General features: G+C 65.0%; 18 protein-coding genes and 1 riboswitch. Of the genes, 8 read left to right on the forward strand and 10 right to left on the reverse strand.

The window, feature by feature from the left end; all coding sequences use genetic code 11:
* Window positions 1-6: 6 nt before the first annotated feature.
* From BKY27_RS00240 to BKY27_RS00250, 3 genes are all read right to left on the reverse strand, one after another.
* The gene (locus BKY27_RS00240) at window positions 7-909 is read right to left on the reverse strand and encodes a 5-bromo-4-chloroindolyl phosphate hydrolysis family protein (RefSeq protein WP_071672411.1); all 903 of its coding nucleotides are present in this window, start codon (window positions 907-909) and stop codon (window positions 7-9) included.
* Window positions 910-1,055: 146 nt separating this feature from the next.
* A complete protein-coding gene (locus BKY27_RS00245; protein WP_071672412.1) occupies window positions 1,056-1,907 on the reverse strand; it encodes a TerC family protein in 852 nt (283 codons plus the stop codon).
* Window positions 1,908-2,017: 110 nt separating this feature from the next.
* Entirely contained in the window at window positions 2,018-2,914 is an 897-nt protein-coding gene (locus BKY27_RS00250) for an alpha/beta hydrolase (protein ID WP_071672413.1), read from the reverse strand.
* Window positions 2,915-3,064: 150 nt separating this feature from the next.
* Window positions 3,065-3,143, forward strand: a riboswitch (SAM riboswitch).
* 68 nt (window positions 3,144-3,211) lie between these two features.
* Here BKY27_RS00250 and metZ point away from each other — a divergent pair.
* The 5 genes from metZ (at window position 3,212) to BKY27_RS00275 (ending at window position 8,481) form a co-directional block, all read left to right on the forward strand.
* A complete protein-coding gene (gene metZ / locus BKY27_RS00255; RefSeq protein WP_071672414.1) occupies window positions 3,212-4,429 on the forward strand; it encodes an O-succinylhomoserine sulfhydrylase in 1,218 nt (405 codons plus the stop codon).
* 81 nt (window positions 4,430-4,510) lie between these two features.
* A complete protein-coding gene (locus tag BKY27_RS00260) occupies window positions 4,511-5,251 on the forward strand; it encodes a glutamine amidotransferase (RefSeq protein WP_071672415.1) in 741 nt (246 codons plus the stop codon).
* Window positions 5,252-5,478: 227 nt separating this feature from the next.
* The gene (gene folE2, locus BKY27_RS00265) at window positions 5,479-6,576 is read left to right on the forward strand and encodes a GTP cyclohydrolase FolE2 (RefSeq protein WP_071672416.1); all 1,098 of its coding nucleotides are present in this window, start codon (window positions 5,479-5,481) and stop codon (window positions 6,574-6,576) included.
* Window positions 6,577-6,691: 115 nt separating this feature from the next.
* On the forward strand, window positions 6,692-6,910 hold the full coding sequence (locus BKY27_RS00270; protein WP_071672417.1) for a hypothetical protein: 219 nt from the start codon (window positions 6,692-6,694) through the stop codon (window positions 6,908-6,910).
* A 122-nt stretch (window positions 6,911-7,032) separates the two neighbouring features.
* Window positions 7,033-8,481 (forward strand): TrkH family potassium uptake protein, encoded by a 1,449-nt coding sequence (locus BKY27_RS00275; RefSeq protein ID WP_071672418.1) that lies wholly within the window; start codon window positions 7,033-7,035, stop codon window positions 8,479-8,481.
* Window positions 8,482-8,649: 168 nt separating this feature from the next.
* Here BKY27_RS00275 and BKY27_RS00280 read toward each other — a convergent pair whose 3' ends face one another.
* Window positions 8,650-10,353, reverse strand: a complete 1,704-nt coding sequence (locus BKY27_RS00280; RefSeq protein ID WP_158514945.1) for a serine protease — start codon at window positions 10,351-10,353, stop codon at window positions 8,650-8,652.
* Between the two features lie 202 nt (window positions 10,354-10,555).
* Between BKY27_RS00280 and BKY27_RS00285 the strand changes: the two genes are divergently transcribed.
* The 3 genes from BKY27_RS00285 to glyS are packed head-to-tail and all read left to right on the forward strand — an operon-like array spanning window position 10,556 to window position 14,242.
* On the forward strand, window positions 10,556-11,503 hold the full coding sequence (locus BKY27_RS00285) for a glycine--tRNA ligase subunit alpha (protein WP_071672650.1): 948 nt from the start codon (window positions 10,556-10,558) through the stop codon (window positions 11,501-11,503).
* The gene (locus tag BKY27_RS00290; RefSeq protein WP_071672420.1) at window positions 11,500-12,024 is read left to right on the forward strand and encodes a DUF6446 family protein; all 525 of its coding nucleotides are present in this window, start codon (window positions 11,500-11,502) and stop codon (window positions 12,022-12,024) included. Before BKY27_RS00285 ends, BKY27_RS00290 begins: the two co-directional genes overlap by 4 nt.
* Window position 12,025: 1 nt before the next feature.
* Window positions 12,026-14,242: a glycine--tRNA ligase subunit beta gene (gene glyS / locus BKY27_RS00295; RefSeq protein ID WP_071672421.1), complete on the forward strand. Its 2,217-nt coding sequence runs from the start codon at window positions 12,026-12,028 to the stop codon at window positions 14,240-14,242.
* A gap of 178 nt (window positions 14,243-14,420) precedes the next feature.
* Here glyS and BKY27_RS00300 read toward each other — a convergent pair whose 3' ends face one another.
* The 6 genes from BKY27_RS00300 to BKY27_RS00320 form a co-directional block, all read right to left on the reverse strand.
* Entirely contained in the window at window positions 14,421-15,191 is a 771-nt protein-coding gene (locus BKY27_RS00300) for a citryl-CoA lyase (protein WP_071672422.1), read from the reverse strand.
* On the reverse strand, window positions 15,188-16,387 hold the full coding sequence (locus tag BKY27_RS00305; RefSeq protein WP_071672423.1) for a CaiB/BaiF CoA transferase family protein: 1,200 nt from the start codon (window positions 16,385-16,387) through the stop codon (window positions 15,188-15,190). The genes BKY27_RS00300 and BKY27_RS00305 overlap by 4 nt, the downstream gene beginning before the upstream one ends.
* Window positions 16,384-17,427: an AbrB family transcriptional regulator gene (locus tag BKY27_RS00310; RefSeq protein WP_071672424.1), complete on the reverse strand. Its 1,044-nt coding sequence runs from the start codon at window positions 17,425-17,427 to the stop codon at window positions 16,384-16,386. The genes BKY27_RS00305 and BKY27_RS00310 overlap by 4 nt, the downstream gene beginning before the upstream one ends.
* A gap of 165 nt (window positions 17,428-17,592) precedes the next feature.
* On the reverse strand, window positions 17,593-17,784 hold the full coding sequence (locus BKY27_RS00315; protein WP_158514946.1) for a hypothetical protein: 192 nt from the start codon (window positions 17,782-17,784) through the stop codon (window positions 17,593-17,595).
* A 264-nt stretch (window positions 17,785-18,048) separates the two neighbouring features.
* Complete coding sequence (locus BKY27_RS20075; RefSeq protein WP_158514947.1) at window positions 18,049-18,222, reverse strand: hypothetical protein; 174 nt, start codon at window positions 18,220-18,222, stop codon at window positions 18,049-18,051.
* A gap of 251 nt (window positions 18,223-18,473) precedes the next feature.
* On the reverse strand, window positions 18,474-19,724 hold the full coding sequence (locus BKY27_RS00320) for a S8 family serine peptidase (RefSeq protein ID WP_071672426.1): 1,251 nt from the start codon (window positions 19,722-19,724) through the stop codon (window positions 18,474-18,476).
* Window positions 19,725-19,733: the final 9 nt, after the last annotated feature.

Genomic DNA, 19,733 nt, shown 5'->3' on the forward strand with positions numbered 1-19,733 from the left:
TGGTCCTTATGTCTCAATATGCAGGTTGTCCCGGCTCAGCCGGTCGCGGAGAACCTCGATTTCAACGTCGAGGTCACCACGGTCCGAGACCAGCATTTTCTGGGTCCGGGCCGCGAAATTGGTTTCAAGGTCGTTCAAGAGCTCAAGATAATCGGACCGCGCCGAGTAATCGCGCGCGGTGCCGTGAAGATCGGCATATTTGGTCGTCGCATCCCGGGCCCCCTGCAAATAGACGGTCAGGTACTTGCGCGCCTGCGTCAGGTCGCGGGGGTCATCCTCGACGGTGCGGAACATCTGGCGCGCGGTCGCCTGAAACGCATCGACCCGGCTGACCAACTGGCGGTCCCCGGTCCGGTCGATGGCCGCGCGCATGCTTTCCAGCATCTCTTCGGCGGCGTCCACCTTGCGCGCCACGCGGTCGGACTGAAAGCGGTCGACACCTTCGAGTCCCTTGTCCCGCAGCGGGTCGAGACCGAAGGAAAACAGATGCAGACCCGCCGCCACAACCCCGATCAACCCTGCCGTAAACGGGTTCCATTGCCCGCCAAAGATCACCAGCGCCACGCCCAGCCCGGTCAGGACCGAGGCAAACATCTTGCGCGGGATCGCCGGACGACGGGCCACCTTGCGCTCGTTATATGCGTCTTCGGCCCGAACCCCGTCGCGCAGCAGCCACGCCGCCAGCAGCATCACCGCCCCGCCCGCAAGATCGGTCACCATGCCGGTCACCGGCTGCCAGAAGGCCGTCAGGAAGATGAAGAGCGGCGCAATGAACAAGATGTTGATCCTGGCGCCGAACCGCGCCGGGCTGCGCCCGCGAAAGCTGGCCTCAAGGGGCCGTGGCTCGGGCGCGTGACTTTCATTGGACGCAGGATCGGGGCTGAATTTCCCGCCATATCGCTGTGCCATCTCAGAGCCCCCCGAAGCCGCCGAAGATCGCCATCATGATGATGACCATCAAAGCCACGAAGGCCACGCCCTGCAATGCGTTGGAACTCATACCAATGCCCCTTTCAACCCATACGATAAGCACGTGCGGCCCATAAAAAAAGATATCAATGCTGCGATTCCGATACTGGAATGGCTTGGGTCTGTTGACCTTGCGTCGCCCGCTTGGCTTCCAGCTTGCGCTGATAGCCCGACTGGATGAATTCCACGAGGAACAGGACCACAACCGCGAAATAGAAGGTGGTCTTGGACATCGGCACCACCGCATACCCAAAGAAATGCAGGGCCATCGCCGGATCGTGGGTGGCATGCTCGGCGGCCACTCCGGCCTCGCCCAACAGCACAACGCCGACGATCAGCAGGATGAACAGGCCCAGAACCTCGTACATGCGGTTTTTCTGAAGAAAGCGCGTCACGCCATCGGCCAACAGCAGCATGGCAAGACCCGACACCAGAATCGCCACCGCCAGAACTGCAAAGACCTTGGTGATCGCCAGCGCCGACAGGATCGAGTCGAAGCTGAAGATCAGGTTCATCGAAACGATCATGATCACCACCTGCGTGGCCGATTTGCCAGAGGTATTCCCCATGGCATGGCCCAGATCGTCCATCGACAGCATATGGCTGATTTCCTTGACCGCCGTGTAGATGATGAACACGCCACCGAAAATGAAGACGCAGGTCGCGAAGTTCACTCCGCCTTCAAGGATGCCGGTCCAGTTCAGCACAAGGAACGGCTCGGCCAGCAGGTCGATCAACTTGACCATCGCGAAGAGCAGGACGATCCGCAACACAACGGCAAGGATGATGCCCCAGAACCGCACCGCGCGCTGGTGGCGCTGCGGGGCGCGTTGGCTCTCGATCGAGATATACAGCAGGTTGTCGAACCCCAGAACAGCTTGCAAAAAGCACAGCATCACGAGGTTGCCAAGGTTTTCGAGGGTCAAGAGATCGGTCATGTCAAATCGCCTTCGGGCAGTGTCGCCAGCCAAAGGACCGGCGCAGAATTGTCCCGTTTTGAATAATCGTTTTGCGCGGGAAATGTCACGCCTTTCCCAGAGGCACGCCCTCAGATCCGCCGGGGCTGCGGGCCGGTCGCAAATTCGGGGCGAGGCGTCCCCTCCGACTGACCGTCGGGCAGGGCCGCACCGAGACGCGCCAGCGCCGTCGCGCCGTCGGGGCCAAGAACGGCCCGGTAAAGCGCGAACACACCGGGGCGCATGTAACCTGACCAATGGCAAAAGCGGGTTCGGGGCGGACGCATGGGAAAGCCGCATTGACGCAAGGCCGCGTGGTGCCGGGGGCAGTCGATCGAGAGGTTTAGCCAGTTGCGGCGCGGGTCCTGCAACCCGGCGCCGATCGGCCAGTCGGCCCAGCCATCCGGCCGGATCAGCAGCCGGAACGCAGCGTCAAAGGGGGCGTTTTCGCCGCTGGTGACATTCAGCACCCGCACCGCGTGGCCTGCCGGGCTGTCCATCGCCATCGCCGCGCGCTGCCGGTATTCCGCCCCCGACAGCAACACCATTCGGGCGATATCCCCAGCCCCCACCAGCGGCAACGCCGCCAGCGCCACCCGCGCGCCAAGGGAATGGGCCATGACCGTCAGCCGCATCGTGGGCCGTTCCTGCCGCACGATCCGCGCAATCCGCGCCAACGCCGCGCCGGTTTCGCCCGCGCGCCGATAGGCCCCGGCCAGCGTGCCCTGCGCTGGCCATCCAAGCGCGATGCCCAAACCGCCGCGATCCATGTGCAGGTGGCGCGGCCAACTCACCGCTTTCCAGCAGTCGCGGACCGGATCGAGCGACAGGATATGACGGTGCGGGTTGTCCCGGTCCGGACCGTCGGGACAAAAGCGGTAACCATGGATCATGACCGTGGCGACGGCGGCGGGCGAGGCGCGCAAGGCCGCCCGCAGACGCGCCTCGCCCTCCAACCTGTCTGCCCGCGCCGTCAAAGCCACCAGCATCCATTCCGTCCCCACCGAACATGCCTGCCCTTTCCTACCCGCCCAAGGCAACGCCAAGGTGACGGCGGTGTTTCGGCTTCGTGACAAGCGCCGCGTCTCGGCAACCTGAACGCGAAATCCCCTTGCTCCTCGTCGCCCAAGAGCGTATGCGAAGCGCACCGTGGCGATTTGTTAACCGGATTGCGGGCCACGTTAAACAAGCCGCTAAAGAGGTCGAGCGTCACCTGTCATGGCAGATGCCCCGACCGTTCACCGGTTCGGGGCTTTCTTGTTCCGGACCTGCAGGAGACCGAAGATATGAGCCAGGGCAAACGACCCCTCCCCGCCGATATCCACCCCCGCACCCAAGCCGTTCATAGTGGAACCCGCCGCAGCCAGTATGGTGAAGTGAGCGAGGCGATCTTCCTCACCCAAGGGTTCGTCTATGACAGCGCCGAGCAGGCCGAAGCCCGCTTTATCGAGACCGGAGATGACGAGTTCATCTATGCCCGCTACGGCAACCCCACCGTGCGCATGTTCGAAGACCGCATCGCGGCATTGGAAGGCACCGAAGATGCCTTTGCCACCGCCAGCGGCATGGCCGCCGTCAATGGTGCGCTGACCGCGTTGCTGAAGGCGGGCGACCACGTGGTGTCGGCCAAGGCGCTGTTTGGCTCCTGCCTCTATATCCTCGAAGAAATCCTCACCCGCTACGGGGTGGAGGTCACCTTTGTCGACGGCACCGATCTGGACCAGTGGCGCGCGGCGATCCGCCCCGACACCAAGGCGGTGTTCTTCGAGTCCATGTCGAACCCGACGCTGGAAGTGATCGACATCCGTGCGGTCAGCGATCTGGCCCACGCGGTCGGTGCGCTGGTAATCGTCGACAATGTCTTCGCAACGCCGGTGCTGCAACGCTCGGGCGATCTGGGGGCCGACGTGATCGTCTATTCCGCGACCAAGCATATAGACGGACAAGGCCGCTGCCTTGGTGGCGTTATCTGCGGCACCCGGCAATTCGTGCGCAAGGTGGCCGAACCCTATCTCAAGCACACCGGCGGCTCGCTGTCGCCGTTCAACGCGTGGGTCATGCTGAAAGCCCTTGAAACCATGGACCTGCGGGTGCGAGCGCAGGCCGATTCCGCGTTGAAAGTGGCCCAGGCGTTGCAGGGCCTGCCCGGCCTGTCCCGCGTGATCCACCCGTTCCTGACCGATCACCCGCAGCACGATCTGGCCCGCGCGCAGATGGACGCGGGCGGCACCATGATCGCGCTTGATGTCGCGGGCGGCAAAGAGGCGGCGTTCAAGCTGCTTAATGCGTTGCAGATCATCGTGATCTCGAACAACCTCGGCGACGCCAAGTCGATCATCACCCATCCCGCGACCACGACCCACCAGCGCCTGACGCCGGAACAACGGGCCGGGCTGGGGATCAGCGACGGGCTGCTCAGACTGTCGATCGGTCTGGAAGATGCGGGCGACCTGATTGCCGATCTCACGCAGGCGCTCGCGGCGGCACAAGGACCGGGATCGTGATCCGTCGTCTCAACGACGCATGGGCAACGCTGCACAATTACCGCATGGAGAAGGCGCCGCCCCCGCGCTAAGAAACCGCCCATGAAACCGTTTCTGATCCTGCAATTGCGCCCCGAAGACGAGGCCGCCGACGAGGAATTCGCCAGTTTCCTCGCCAAGGGCGGCCTCTCGGAAGGCGAGGTGCACCGTCTCCGCCTTGACCAGCGCGACCTGCCCGGCGGGTTGGTGCTGGCCGATTATTCCGGCGTGATCGTTGGGGGCGGTCCCGGCTGCGTTTCCGACAAACCCGAGGACAAGACCCCGCAGGAAGCCAAGATCGAGGCCGAGATCCTTGGCCTGATGCCGCGGATCACCGAGGCAGACGTGCCGTTCATGGGCTGCTGCTATGGCCTTGGTATCCTGGCCCACCATCTGGGCGGCACGGTCAGCAAGGCGCAGTATGGCGAGGCAATCGGCGGCGTCGAGTGCACCCTGTCCGAGGACGGCGCATCTGATCCGTTGTTCGACGGGCTGCCGCGCAGTTTCCGCGCCCTCGTCGGCCACAAGGAGGCCGTGCAAGACCTGCCCCCCGGCGCCGTGCATCTGGCTGCGGCAGCAAACTGCCCGTTCCAGATGATCCGCTATCGCCAGAACGTCTATGCCACCCAGTTTCACCCCGAAGCAGATGGCCAGAGTTTTGCCACCCGCATCCGCATTTACCGCAACAAGGGGTATTTCCACCCCGATGAGGCCGACGCGCTGACCGCGCGATGCCTGGCCGAAGAGATCACCGTGCCCGAGCGGATCCTTGCCAATTTCGTCGCCCGCTATCGCGCACCCTGAGCGCTTGTCTGCAAAAAATCTCGCAGCGCCGGGGGCGGACTGCCCCCCAGTAAATCAACGCCACCGGCCACCCGGCACCGGGCGATCTGGCGCCAGATTGGCGAATGGTGCCGTTTTGATGTGATCCGCCCGCCGCGAAGCGCCGTATTGATTTCAGTGAACAAGCTTGGAATGGGCCAGCGACTGGACCATATTGTCAGTCTCGACAGACCGGGGAAGGGAGTGTCATGAACCTCCAGATCAATAATATCTCGACCGCGCCCGACAGCGACGAGGCCCGTCAGGCCATCAAGGTTCTGAAGGCATGGGCCCGCACCGCGTCAGCGGAAGAGCTGCGCGCGCTCAATGCATCGGTGTCCGGTTATCTGCCCAACCGTCCCGACTATCCGGAGTTCAACCGCGACTACCCGCACGATTTCAAGGTGGACGCGGACTACAAGGACAGCCTGCCCGACCTGCAAAACGGTCCCGCCTCGCTGATCAAGGGGCAAAAGCGCGTCATCCAGCATGTGGGCATTTCCAACTTCCGCCTGCCGATCCGCTATCACACGCGCGATAACGGCGATCTGACATTGGAAACCTCGGTCACCGGCACCGTCAGCCTGGAGGCCGAGAAGAAGGGCATCAACATGTCCCGCATCATGCGCAGCTTTTACAAGCACGCAGAGCGGACCTTCAGCTTCGAGGTGATGGAAGCCGCGCTCGACGCCTACAAGGCCGACCTCGACAGCTTCGACGCGCGCCTCCAGATGCGCTTTTCCTTCCCGATGAAAATCGAAAGCCTGCGCTCGGGTCTGTCGGGATACCAGTATTATGATATTGCGCTGGAACTGATCGAGCAGGCCGGACAGCGCAAGAAGATCCTGCACCTGGATTTCGTCTACAGCTCGACCTGCCCCTGCTCGCTGGAACTCAGCGAACATGCCCGCGAATATCGCGGTCAACTGGCGACACCGCATTCACAGCGCTCGGTGGCGCGCATTTCAGTGGAACTGGCCCCCGGCGGCGGCTGCCTGTGGTTCGAGGATCTGATCGACCTCGCCCGCTCGGGCGTGCCCACGGAAACGCAGGTTATGGTCAAACGCGAGGATGAACAGGCTTTTGCCGAACTCAACGCCGCCAACCCGATCTTTGTGGAAGACGCCGCGCGCCTCTTTGCCGAGGCCTTGCATGGCGAACCGCGCATCGGCGATTTCCGCGTTGTGGCCAGCCATCAGGAAAGCCTGCACAGCCACGATGCCGTCAGCATGTTGACCGAGGGCGAAACCTTCGCGGCGCAAAGCCTCGACCCCAAGCTGTTTTCGACCCTTTTCCACGTCGGCTGAGCCCTGCGCCCCGCGCATTGCGGGGTTTCGGGATCGGCAGTGGCGATAAAGGTCAGGACATCCTACCTTTTTCAACAAGGGAGGGAACCAACCTTGTCCTGAAAGGGGTTTCCAAATGGCTTCCATCGACTACGCACACTCCGGTACCCATACCTCGATTTTCGCGCGCATCGGCGCGGCCATCGCGCGGGCGGCCACCAACTATGTCGAGGCGCGCTCCCGCGCGGGCGAAATCTCCAGGCTGCAATCCATGTCCGACGCCGAGCTTGCCCGCATGGGCCTGAAACGCGACGACATCGCGCGCCACGTCTTCCGCGACATTCTCTACATCTGAGCCGCGGGGGCGATCCACGCAGAAGGGGCGGCCGCGCCCCTTCGTCGGCCATCCGCGCGTCCGGCGCACCCAAGGCGATGAGCAGTTGACAGCCGCAGCTATCGCGGCCAACCGTGCACGCCATGTATGATCTGCGGCCCGTCGGCTATGTTATCGGTTTGTTACTGCTTGTGCTGGGGTCGACCATGCTGGTGCCCCTTGTCACAGATGTCTATTTCACCAACGGACACTGGCCCGCCTTTGCCCAAAGCGCGGTGCTGACCGCCCTGCCCGGCGCGCTTCTGGCGCTGTCCTGCGCCAACGGGGTCAAACCCCGCCTCACGATCCAGCAAACCTTTCTCCTGACCAGCACCGTCTGGCTGGTGCTGCCGCTGTTCGGGGCGCTGCCCTTCATGATCGGCGCCACCAGCGCCCGCGCTGTCGATGCGGTGTTCGAGGCGATGTCGGGCATGACCACCACTGGCGCCACCGTGTTCACGGGGTTGCAAGACCTGCCGCAGGGCCTGCTGCTCTGGCGCGGCATGATGCAGTGGTTTGGCGGCGTGGGCATCATTGTCGTGGCAATGGTCTTCCTGCCCGAATTGCGGGTCGGGGGGATGCAGATCTTCCGTTCGGAAGCCTTCGACACCATGGGCAAGATCCTGCCCCGCGCCAGCGAAATCGCCAAGCAGATCTCGGTGATCTACGTGGCCCTCACTCTGGCCTGTGCGCTGAGCTACATCGCCCTCGGCATGGGCCAGTTCGAGGCGATCGTGCACGCAATGACAACGCTGTCGACCGGGGGTTTTTCCACCTCGGACGCCTCCTTCGGGGCCTATCAGGGGCCGATGGAATACGTGGCCGCCCTGTTCATGATCCTCGCCAGCCTGCCCTTCGTGCGCTATGTCCAGATCCTCGCGGGCAGCGCCCGGCCGTTCGTTCTGGACACGCAGGTGCGCGCCTACCTTGGCACCATCCTTGCCCTGACGGTGTTCTTCGCGGTCTACCGCCTGCTCGTGAACGGCGACCATTTCGAACACGGCATCCGCGAGGCGCTGTTCAACGTGACCTCGATCATTTCGGGCACCGGCTACGCCAGCGTCGATTACCAGCTTTGGGGTGGGGTCGCAGTGGTGTTGTTCTTCTTCATCGGCCTGATCGGGGGCTGCGCGGGGTCCACGGCCTGTTCGATCAAGATTTTCCGCTACCAGCTTCTGCTCGCCTCGATCGCCACGCAGCTGCGCCGTCTCTATGCCCCGCATGGCGTGTTCGAGCCGCGCTACGAGGGCCGCAAGGTGTCCGAGGAGGTGCTGTCCTCGGTCATGGCGTTTTTCATGCTGTTCTTCGTCAGTCTCGGGGTGGTGTCGATCCTGCTCGGGCTGACCGGGCTGGATTTCATCACCTCGGTCTCGGGCGCCGCGACGGCGCTGGCCAATATCGGCCCCGGTCTGGGGGATGAGATCGGCCCGGCGGGCACCTTCACACATCTGGGCGACACCGCGAAATGGATCTTGTCGGTCGCGATGCTGGTCGGGCGGCTGGAACTGATGGCGGTGTTCGTTCTGTTCACCACCCGGTTCTGGCGCGGCTGAGGCCTCATCGGCAGATGGGGGGCCCTATCGGGACAGGTCCGTGCCAGTCGGCATCCGTCGGATTTGGGTATTTTTTGCAAAGAAGAAGGCCGGGCATTTGCGCCCATGAAATAGGGCGACCCCGGTGGAAGAGCCGCCCCCTTTTCATGTTTCACAAGGCCACAAGGCTCAGTTCCAGCAGGTCACCAGAACCGCGAGGTTGGCGCCATACCGGGCCAGCGCGTTGCGCGACATCGGCTGCGGATCGACCGGCGCCCGCCGCGCGGTCACACCGGCTTGGTCCAGGATGCCGGCCAGTTGGTCACCACGCAGGGCGAAGCTGACGCCATCGGGCAGTGCGCGGCCGGTTTGCGGCGCGGGCAACGCCATGCCGACAACCGCGCCGGTGGCGTCCAGCACCGGGGCCCCGGCTTCCGACGGCTCAAGCGACACGTCCAGCCGCGCGATGCGTTCATCGCCATCCAGCCCCTGCATGTCGGCCACCGTTCCGAAATTGAGCGAGGCCGCGTCCAGAACCCCGTCATAGGGGAATCCCGCCACCGCCACATCGGCACGAATGCGCACCGGCACCGTCGGGAAGCCCGCAACGGTCGAGGGCGCAAGCGCCTGCGTTGGTTGCAGCACCGCCACGTTCAGGCCCGGATCGCTAAAGGAGACGGCCATCTCGTATCGGCCATCGACCATCACGCGGGTGCAGGATTGCACCGCTTCGGCGGTGGTCAGCACCCGGCCCGATCCGTCGATATAAAAGCCCGAGCGCGCGCGGTCCGGCTGGCGCACATCCAGACCGGCCATCAAGTCGACCCCCTGGTCGAGGCCCGGATCGACCGCACCGGGGTCAAGCGTGCCGCCAAAGGTCTGGAAGCTGCTTTCCATCATGTCCAGAACCCGCGCCATCTGGGAATCGCGCTCCGGGGTCCAGACCAGCGTAAAGCCCTTGATCTGCCCGTCTTCGAGACGCGCGACAGTATGGCTGCGCAGCCGGTCATTCTGCCCGGTCAGCACGAAGCTGTTCTGGCGCCGGGTGCGCTCGCCTTCCAGCGGCACGATTTCCAGCGTCTGCATGATCTCGTAAAGCCCGCCCAGCGTCGCCGCAGTGCCTTCCTGGCTGATGAGCAAAACCTGAATGCCCGAGCCTCCGACCGCTTCATATTGCGCGAAGGGGTATTCGTAGCGGGTGAATTCGACCATCGCCAGCGGCAGGTCGATCTCGATCCCGGCGCGTTCGTCCCGCACACGCTGCATCCCCAGGGCGTCCAGCGCGGCCTGATAGTCGGCCATCAGCCGGGCGCGCTGTCCCGTGGTCAGGATGCCGGTCGGCTCCAGCCCCTGGGCCTCTTGCCACGAGGTCATACCCGCGCGGGTGCCGGGGCCAAAGGCACCGTCGATGCCGGAATTGTAGTGCCCGAACCATTGTAGCGCGATTTGCAGGGCTTCGCGTTCCTCGCGGCTGAGCAGGCGCTCGCTCTGGCGGGCCTCGGCCACGGTTTCCCGCGCCGGGGCAACGGGGGTCACGGGCTGGGTGATGGTCGGCGCAGTGGTGTCGCCGCCCTGTTCCAGCGTTGTCGCCCCGATGGGGAAGAACTGCTGTTGGTAAATTTCTCGGTCCGACAGGTAGGCATCTTGCGGAATGGCCCCCTGCGCCCGCAACTGCGCCAGAACGGCGGCCCCGTCGGTTTCGGAATAGGGCCCAAGCGCGATTGCGTACCATCCGGTGCGCAACCGGTACCCGTTCACGTCCGGCAACACCCGCGCATAGGCCCGAACCCGTCGGTCGGCAGTCTGAAGGTCGGGATGCGCCTCAAGCTGAACCCAGACCCGGTCTTGCTGTGCATAGGCGTCTCCGGCCCCGAATACGGCCAGTCCCAACACAACGGCTATACAAAAAATAAAACGGCTTGCAGCCACCCTCATACCGCTATCCCCATGTTTCCGTCCGGCAAAAACCGGTCCTTATCTGCGGCAACCTACCAGAGTGAAGTTCCGATGCACCATAAATATGAGGATGGGGCCGATTGACCATGGGCAGGGGGACAACTATCACACCCCTGCCTTTCAACACCCGGGGAACCAGATGGCCGAGACCAGCACCGCGCCGCGCAGTTTTCAGGAAATCATCCTGAGACTTCAGAGCTATTGGGCCAGCAAGGGCTGCGCCATCATGCAACCCTATGACATGGAAGTGGGCGCCGGCACCTTCCACCCGGCCACCACCCTGCGCAGCCTCGGCACGCAGCCCTGGGCCGCCGCCTATGTGCAGCCCTCGCGCCGCCCGACAGATGGCCGCTACGGCGAAAACCCGAACCGTCTGCAGCACTATTACCAGTACCAGGTGCTGATCAAACCCAGCCCGCCGGATCTGCAGGCGCTCTATCTGGGCAGCCTGGAGGCTATCGGCATCGACATGGCCCTGCACGACATCCGCTTCGTCGAGGATGACTGGGAAAGCCCGACGCTCGGCGCGTGGGGCCTGGGATGGGAGGTCTGGTGCGACGGCATGGAAGTCAGCCAGTTCACCTATTTCCAGCAGGTCGGCGGCCATGACTGCAAGCCGGTCTCGGGCGAGCTGACCTACGGGCTGGAACGGCTGGCGATCTACATCCTCGGCGTCGATCACGTGATGGACATGCCCTTCAACGACCCCGACGCGCCGATTCCGTTGACCTATGGCGACGTGTTCCGCCAGACGGAAGAGGAATACAGCCGCTTCAACTTCGACACCGCCGAGACCGAGATCCTGCTGCGTCATTTCGAGGATGCGGAGCGCGAATGCGAGGCGATCCTCAGCCATCCGGCAGAAGACCCCAAGACCGGCAAGCGCATCATCATGGCGCACCCCGCCTATGACCAGTGCATCAAGGCCAGCCACCTGTTCAACCTGCTCGACGCGCGGGGCGTGATCTCGGTCACGGAACGGCAGGCCTATATCGGCCGGGTCCGTGCCCTGGCCAAGCAATGCGCCGATGCTTTCGTGCAGACCGAGGCGGGCGGCTTCATCGCGCCGACCGGTGACGCGGCATGAACCGGGCAAGATGGGTTATTACCGGAATGTTAAGCTTTGCCGCCGTCTTCGGCGCGGTCCTGTGGTATGTCCAGACCCGCGCCTATTACACCCCGGTCTCGGTCGAGGACGTTTCCATCATCGCAACCCGGTTTGACGGCACCGCCGAGCCTCTGCCGATCTCTGATTTTCAGGGCATTGACGCCGACACCTCGCCCCTGCGCTTCCGGGCCTGTTTCTCGACGCCGCTGACACTGGCCATGATGACCGAAACCTACCGGCCCTACGGGGATGCAACGCCCCTGATCGCGCCCGACTGGTTCGACTGTTTCGACGCGGGCGCGCTGACCGGTGCACTGGAAGACGGCACCGCGCTCGCCTTTCTGGGCGAGGGCAATTTCATCTACGGGTTCGACAGTGTCGTGATGCTTACCGAATCCGGCCGGGGCTATGCCTGGCACCAGATCAACAGCTGTGGCGAGGCCGCCTATAATGGCCGCCCGGTCCCCGCCGACTGCCCGCCCGCACCGGAGTTAAACTGATATGCCCGATTTTCTGCTGGAACTCTTCTCCGAGGAAATCCCCGCGCGGATGCAGGCCAAAGCCGCGGCCGACCTCAAGAAACTGGTCACCGACGGTCTGGTCGAGGCCGGTCTGACCTATGCCAGCGCAGGCGCTTTCTCGACCCCGCGCCGCCTGACCCTGACCGTCGAAGGGCTGACGTCCGACAGCCCCGACGTGACCGAAGAACGCAAGGGCCCGCGCACCGATGCGCCCGAAAAGGCGCTGGACGGGTTTCTGCGCGCGACAGGGCTGACCAAGGACCAGCTTGAAATCCGCGACGACAAGAAGGGCCAGACCTATTTCGCCCGGATCGTAAAGCCCGGCCGCCCCGCCGAGGATATCCTGGCCACGCTGATCCCCGCCACGATCCGCGCCTTCCCGTGGCCCAAGTCGATGCGGTGGGGCGCGGGCTCGCTGCGATGGGTCCGCCCGCTGCATTCGATCCTGTGCATCCTGTCCGATGAAAACGGCGCCAGCGTCGTGCCGTTCGACGTGGACGGTCTGGCCGCAGGCGACACCACCGAAGGCCATCGCTTCATGGCACCGGGCCGCTTCACCGTGACCTCCTTCGACGACTACGCCGCCAAGCTCAAGCGCGCCAGGGTGCTGCTCTCGTCCGAAGATCGCGCCGATCATATCTGGCACGACGCAACCAACATGGCCTTCGCCGCCGGGTTGGAGGTCGTGGACGACAAGGGGCTTCTGGCCGAGGTCGCCGGGCTGGTCGAATACCCGGTCGTCCTGATGGGCGAGATCGGGACAGAGTTTCTCGACCTCCCGCCCGAGGTGCTGCAAACCTCGATGAAGGAACACCAGAAGTTCTTTTCGATCAAAAATCCCAAGACGGGCCGCATCGAACGCTTTATCACTGTCGCCAACCGCGAAACCGCGGACCACGGCGCAACGATCCTTGCTGGCAATGGCAAGGTGCTGGCCGCGCGCCTGTCGGACGCCAAGTTCTTCTGGGAAAACGACCTGCGCATCGCCAAGGCGGATATGTCCGACTGGACCCGCGCGCTGGAAAACGTGACCTTCCACAACCGCCTTGGCACGCAGGCCGCGCGCATCGACCGCATCGCGGCGCTGGCCCGCGATCTGGCCCCGGCGGTCGGCGCCGATCCCGAAAAGGCCGAGGCCGCCGCGCGCATCGCCAAGGCCGACCTCAGCTCGGAAATGGTTTACGAGTTCCCCGAGCTTCAGGGCCTCATGGGCCGCTACTACGCCGAAGCCGCTGGCTACCCCTCCGACGTCGCCGTCGCCTGCCAAGAACATTACTCGCCGCTCGGCCCATCGGATGACGTGCCGACCGCCCCGGTCTCGGTCGCCGTGGCCTTGGCTGACAAGCTCGACACCCTGACGGGCTTCTGGGCGATCGCCGAAAAGCCCACCGGCTCGAAAGACCCCTACGCCCTGCGCCGCGCCGCGCTCGGCGTGATCCGGCTAGTGCTGGTCAACGGGTTGCGCCTCAACCTCGACCGCTACATCGACGCCCAACTGGTCCGTAGCGAGGCCGCCCTGCATGACGCCCTCGGTGGCCGCGCAACCGAGGAATTGCTGGCCGAAATCGCCGAACACGGCGTCTTCGGCGCGGCCTTCCACGCGGTCAGGGATCGGCTCGACGACCTGCACGACGCCTTCCTCGAACTGGCCGACCGGGTGCCCGATGCCTCGGACGACCTGCTGCGCTTCATCCATGACCGGCTCAAGGTCCACCTGCGAGAAGAAGGCATCCGCCACGACGTGATTGACGCCTGCCTTGCCATGCCGGGCAGCGACGACCTTGCGCTGCTGGTCAACCGGGCCACTGCGCTGGCGGGCTTCCTCGCGTCTGACGACGGGGAAAATCTCGTGCAGGGATACAAGCGTGCCGCCAATATCCTGTCTCAAGCCGAAGAAAAGGACGGCGTCGAATACCGCTTTGGTGCCGACGCGAAATTCGCGGAAACCGATGAAGAAAAGGCCCTCTTCGCCGCGCTCGCAACCGCCGAGTCCGCCGTTGCCCCGGCGCTGGAAGCAGACGATTTCCCCGCCGCCATGGCGGCCATGGCCGATCTCCGCGCGCCCATCGACGCCTTTTTCGAGACCGTGCAGGTCAACGCGGAAAACGAGATCCTGCGCCGCAACCGCCTCAACCTCCTGCACGAGATCACCGCAAGCTGCGCGAAAATCGCCGACCTCTCGCGCATCGAAGGATAAGGCCAGTCCCCTTTCCTTCTTCTTGGGTGAAATACTCCGGGGGAGCGCGAGGGGGCTGGCCCCCTCGCCCCACGGGCGTCCGGCCAGGACAAACAACACCGCTTCCTAGGGTCCGTGGCAACGCGGCACGGGTGAGGCCCCCGCGCAAGTGGGGGGTGAACCGGGCCGCTCCGCGCTCCTACTTGCCGGTATATGTCCAGCGATAGTGCGGCGGCGTCGGCCCCTTGTTGCGCCCGCCCTGCTCCATCTGCTCCCACGCATGGGCGAGGATGCCGACTGATCGCGATAACAGGAACAGCCCGCGCGCCAGTGGTGCGGGAAAGCCCAGTTCGGCATAGATCACCGCCGTCGCGCCGTCGATATTCATCGGCAGTGCCCGACCCGAGACCTCGGCCAGATGCGCCTCCAACGCCTGCCCGATCTCGGCGAACCGCCCGTCGCAAACCCCGGCCTCGACCGCCTTGGCAACCTCAGCCATCAAGGCAGGCGCACGCGGATCGACCGGATTGTGGAACCGGTGGCCGAAGCCCGGAACGTATTTTCCCCGTTCCTCGCGCCAATCGGCCACGACCTGCGGCAACGCCGCCAGCCCCGCCGCGTCAATCCGGCTGTAAAGCGCCACCGCCTGCTCGCCCGCGCCGCCATGCACGTCGTCGAGCATGTTGACCGCGCTCGCCAGCGCGCCGTTCAAAGGCAACCCGCACGTCACCGCCATCCGGCCCGCCGCAATCGAGGGCGCCTGCGGCCCGTGATCCACTGCCGCGACCAGCGCCGCCTCCAACAGCCGCGCCTGCCCGTCGCTCGGCAGGTCGCCGCGCAGCATCAGCCAGATCATCTGCGGAAAGCTCACCTGCCCGATCAGGTCCTGGATTTCATGGCCGCGCAGCGCGATCCGCCCCGGCTCCATGTCGATGATCGCGGTGCGCCACCAATCCGATACGTCGCTCATATCACCCCCTCCTCGGCCAGAGCCGCCAGTTCCTCTGCCCCAATCCCGATCTCGCCCAGAACCCCTGCCGCATCGGCCCCAAGCACGGGCGGCCCCGCGTCAACCGCAGGCGCGGCCCCGTCCAGTTTCACGCCGGGGCGCAGCACCCGCACCGGGCGGTCGATCCCCGGCACATCCTCGAACGCTGCGACCAACCCGCGATCCGCCACCTGGGGATGCGCCAACACCTCGGGCACACTCATCACCGCGCCCGCTGGGACGCCGAGCGCGTTCAACTCGCGCGCCCAGTCCTGCGGGGCTTTGTCAGCCAGCCGCGCCTCGATCAGAGTGCGCAGCGCAAAGCGGTTGCGTTTCCGATCCTCGCGCGTGGCAAATTCGGGGTCGTCCAGCAGCGCCGCCAACCCCAGATGCCGCGCCAGTATCTTCCATTGCTCATCCTTGTTGGCGGCGATGTTCACCAGTCCGCCCTTGCACTGAAACGCACCCGAAGGGGCCGAGGTGGTGTTCTCGTTGCCATGTGCCCCCGGCTCCACCCCTGCGATCAGGTAGTTCGACACCGCCCACCCCATGGTGGCCAGCACCGCCTCCAGCATCGACACGTCGATGACGCAGCCGCGTTCCGGCGCGTTCAGCGCCGAGGCAATCGCCATCGCCGCCGTCAGCCCGCCGATGGTGTCGGCAATCGGGTAGCCCACGCGCAGCGGCGCGCTGTCGGCATCGCCGGTGATCGACATAACGCCCGAAAGGCCCTGCACGATCTGGTCATAGGCGGGCCGATCCACCCACGGCCCGTCCTGCCCGAAGCCCGAAATCGCGCAGTAGATCAGCCGGGGGTTCTCGGCCCGCAGCACCGCAGGCCCCAGCCCCAGCCGATCCATCACGCCGGGGCGAAAATTTTCCACCAGCACATCGGCCCCGCGCACCAGTGCCTTCAGAATCTCCTGGCCGCGCGGATGCTTCAAGTTCAGTGCAACCGATTTCTTGCCCGCGTTCTGCGCCAGGAAAGACACGCCCATATTGCGCTTGTTCAACTCCGGGTCGGCCCCCAACTGCCGCGCCAGATCGCCCCGCCCCGGTGCCTCGACCTTGATCACCTCGGCGCCCATATGGGCCAGTTGATGGCAGGCGAAGGGACCGGCCAGCACGTTGGTCAGGTCCAGCACGCGAATGCCCGTCAGCGGCTTTGGGGCCGTCATGTCTGCGGCTCTGTTCTGGGAAGGAAGGCGGGCACGAGGAAGGTCAGCATCAAAACGCGGAACGCGTGGTGAAAGGCGACAAAGGCCGGGTCGGCATCCAGCATCACCGAAATCGCGGCCATGGTTTCCAACCCCCCCGGTGCATAGGCGATCAGCAGGCTGGTCAGCGGAATTCCCAAGGCCCAGTGCATCACCACCGCCGCCGCCACCGTCGCCACCAGCGCGAACCCGGTCAGGATCAGCGCCGCCGCCAAGGCGCGCACGATCATCGACCACGTGACCCCGGAAAACCGGGTGCCGATAAGCGTGCCCATGATCACGAAGCTCGGAACCGCCAGCCAGACCGGCACGATCCCCGCCAGCACCCCGGTCCCGTGCGAGACCGCCGACAACACCAGCCCGCCCATCAGGAAGGCCGCCGGCAGCTTCAACCGCTTGAAAACCAAGCCAAGCCCCGCCGACACCACCGCCAGCCCGGCCAGGGGCAACAGGTCCATCGGCGTGCCGGGGCGCGAGGACATGCTCAGATCAGCGTTGGTGACCAGCGCCACAACCAACGGCACCAGCAGGGTCAGCGTCAGCACCCGCAACGATTGAACCACCGCCAGCAGCGCAACGTCGGCCCGTGTTTCGGTGGACAGCGACAGGATATAGCTCAGATGCCCCGGCGAGGCCGCCAGCCGCGCGGTGATCCGGTCCAGCCCCAGCCAGCGCTGCAACGCCTCGGCGCCGCCAAGGAAGATGAAGACCAGCGCCGCCGCCAGCGCCACAAGGCTCATCGGCCACGCCGCCGCCGCTGACAGGATTTCAGGGTTGATTCCGGTGCCCATCGACAGGCCGATGACCAAAAAACACAGATCCCGCAGCCCCAGAGGAATGCGTGTTGACAGGCCAAAGACGCTGGCAAAAGACACCACCGCCGCCGGGCCGGTCAGAAACGGGGCGGGAATATGCAGGGCCATGGCCGTCGCGGCCCCGGCCCCGCCAAGGGCAAGGGTCAGCAGAACGCTTGGCAGATCGGGGGGAAACCATCGTGTCATGGGCCGAGTGATACGCCTGCCGCGCGCCGCCGCAAAGCCCCACGCGCCCGCCGTTGCACGATGCGCAACACCGCGCGCCCCATCTTGACAGGTCAGGAAAGAGGATGCCCGGCCCTGGGCGAAGGACCGGGCATCAGGGCACCGAACAGAGAGGGACGGGGAAGGTCAGTGCCGAAGAGATGCCGCATGAATGTGAACGGCAAGGCTTTGGTGATGGAAAAGGGTTTCGTCATCGCCGCTGATCACCCGGCCATAACAGGCGGGCAGCGGTTGCCAGAAATCCAAGGCAAAAGAGGAGGAAGCGTTGGACAAGGTGACAGACAAAAACGTCACAATGGACTGGATCATTCGTGACATGTCCGAAACTCCCTCATGCGTGGCGCCGGTATTGGCGCGTTACGTTGGTAGGTCGTGAAGCCACCCCTTCGGGTTCAAAGTTTTTTGCGTTTATTTGCGGTTTCCTGTCGGCCATGGGCGGCGGCCCGTCAGCCAACGAAAAAACCGGCCCGCGCCGGGGCAGGCGGGGCCGGGACAGGGGCCGGTGGTCAAGAGAGGGCGACACAACCGGTGGGACAGGAAGACAGGGCGGCAAGGGAGCGGCGGCCGCCCGCGCCGATGCGGTCAGCCGTGGATGGCACGGCGAAAATTGCTCAGACGGGCGCGAGTAACGCGGGCGCACGGCGCGTCCGCGACACAATCGGCGCGGCGCGCATCGTGGCTTCGGATCTCGGAACTGTGGCCGCCCTTGCGGGCATGGCGGGCAGCGGGGTCTGTGGCGAAGAGCAGGCGGGTCATGGCTGCGGTCCTTCCGGGGATCTGGATCAATGGCTTTGATATTGGTATGTCGCCCGGCCCGGCGGGATGGTTCAAAGAAACCCGACCGAAGGCCAAACCGTCACCGCCGCGCTTTACCGTTACCTCGCGCTGGCCTGTTGTCCCCGCGAAAGCGGGGACCACTGCCGTCTCCAGTCATACTGTGAACCCCCGAAATCGGGAGATCCCCGCCTTTGGGGCGATGACGCTCCGGCGAGACGCCGCAAACGGCGTCAACACCCGCCGCGCACCAGGCCCCAGCCAAAGTGGTCATCGAACCCGTCTGGCCCCAGATCCACCGCCGTGCCGCGCAGGCGGGCGCGCAGGGCATCGGTGCTCAGCCCGCCACCGGCCCCAAGACGCGCGGCCAGCGCCGTCACGATGGGCGCGGCATAGGACGTGCCCGACGCATAGCTGCCGCCCCGGTTGGAGGCGACATAAAGGTCCACGCCGGGCGCGGCGAACTCGATATGGTCGCCATAATTGGCATCGCGGTAGCGCCGGAACGACGCATCGACCGCCGTCACCGCAATCACCGCCGGATGTGCCGCCGGATACGCGGCGCGGTCTTGCCCGTCATTGCCCGCAGCGGCCACCATCACCGCACCGTTCGCGGCGGCACGGTCCAGCACATTGGCCAGCGCTTCATTTTGCGGTCCGGCGAAGGACATGTTGATCAGCCGCACGCCCTGCTCCAGCAGCCATTCAATGCCAGTGGCAATCCGGTCGATATCGGCGACCGGATTGCCACTGGCATCGGTAAAGGCCGACGCAGCGTAAAGATCGGCCCCGGCCGCAAAGCCACGCAACGCCCCCTCGGGGTCATCCCCCACCAAAAGCGCGGCGACGGCGGTGCCATGCGCGCCCCTGGGCGGCCGTTCATCCTGCGCCAGGAAACTGCGCGACACCACCTCGGCCCCGGCCAGCGCCGGATGGGTGGCATCGACCGGCCCGTCGATCAACCCGATTGCGTGCCGTGGCCCAACCCGGCACGCGCCGGGGGCACCGTCACCGATCATCTGCGCCGCGTAGAGCCGGGCGCGCCCTTGCGACAGGTCATAAAGGCTGTGCCGCCCGATCACCGTGTCCAGACCGGCCTGCGCCAAGGCGGCCCGAACCTGTGTCAGGTCCGCGCCCTGCAAATCGAACACCGCCACGCGGATGCCAAGCACCGGCAAGTCGCGATAGCGATAGACCTGCGCCCCGAGCGAGGACAGCAGCGCATTGACCGCTTCGAACTCTTCGATCGGTCCCGAGGTCACGAATTCGGGGCGCCCATTGGCAAGATAGGCAGCGGTCGGCGCCGGGATGGCCGGTTGTCCGTTGTCGTCGTTATCCGCGTCGTGATTGCCGATGCCGTTGATGGGCCCGCCGCATTGCGTCTCGCAGCCAACGGCAGGTTCGGTAATGGTCTGTGCCATCGCGCCATGCCCCGTTACGCTGACAAGGCACAGTACCAGAAGGCAGCCAAACAAACGTCCCATCACAACCGG

It is taken from the genome of Nioella nitratireducens (genome assembly GCF_001879715.1).
Lineage (GTDB): Bacteria > Pseudomonadota > Alphaproteobacteria > Rhodobacterales > Rhodobacteraceae > Nioella > Nioella nitratireducens.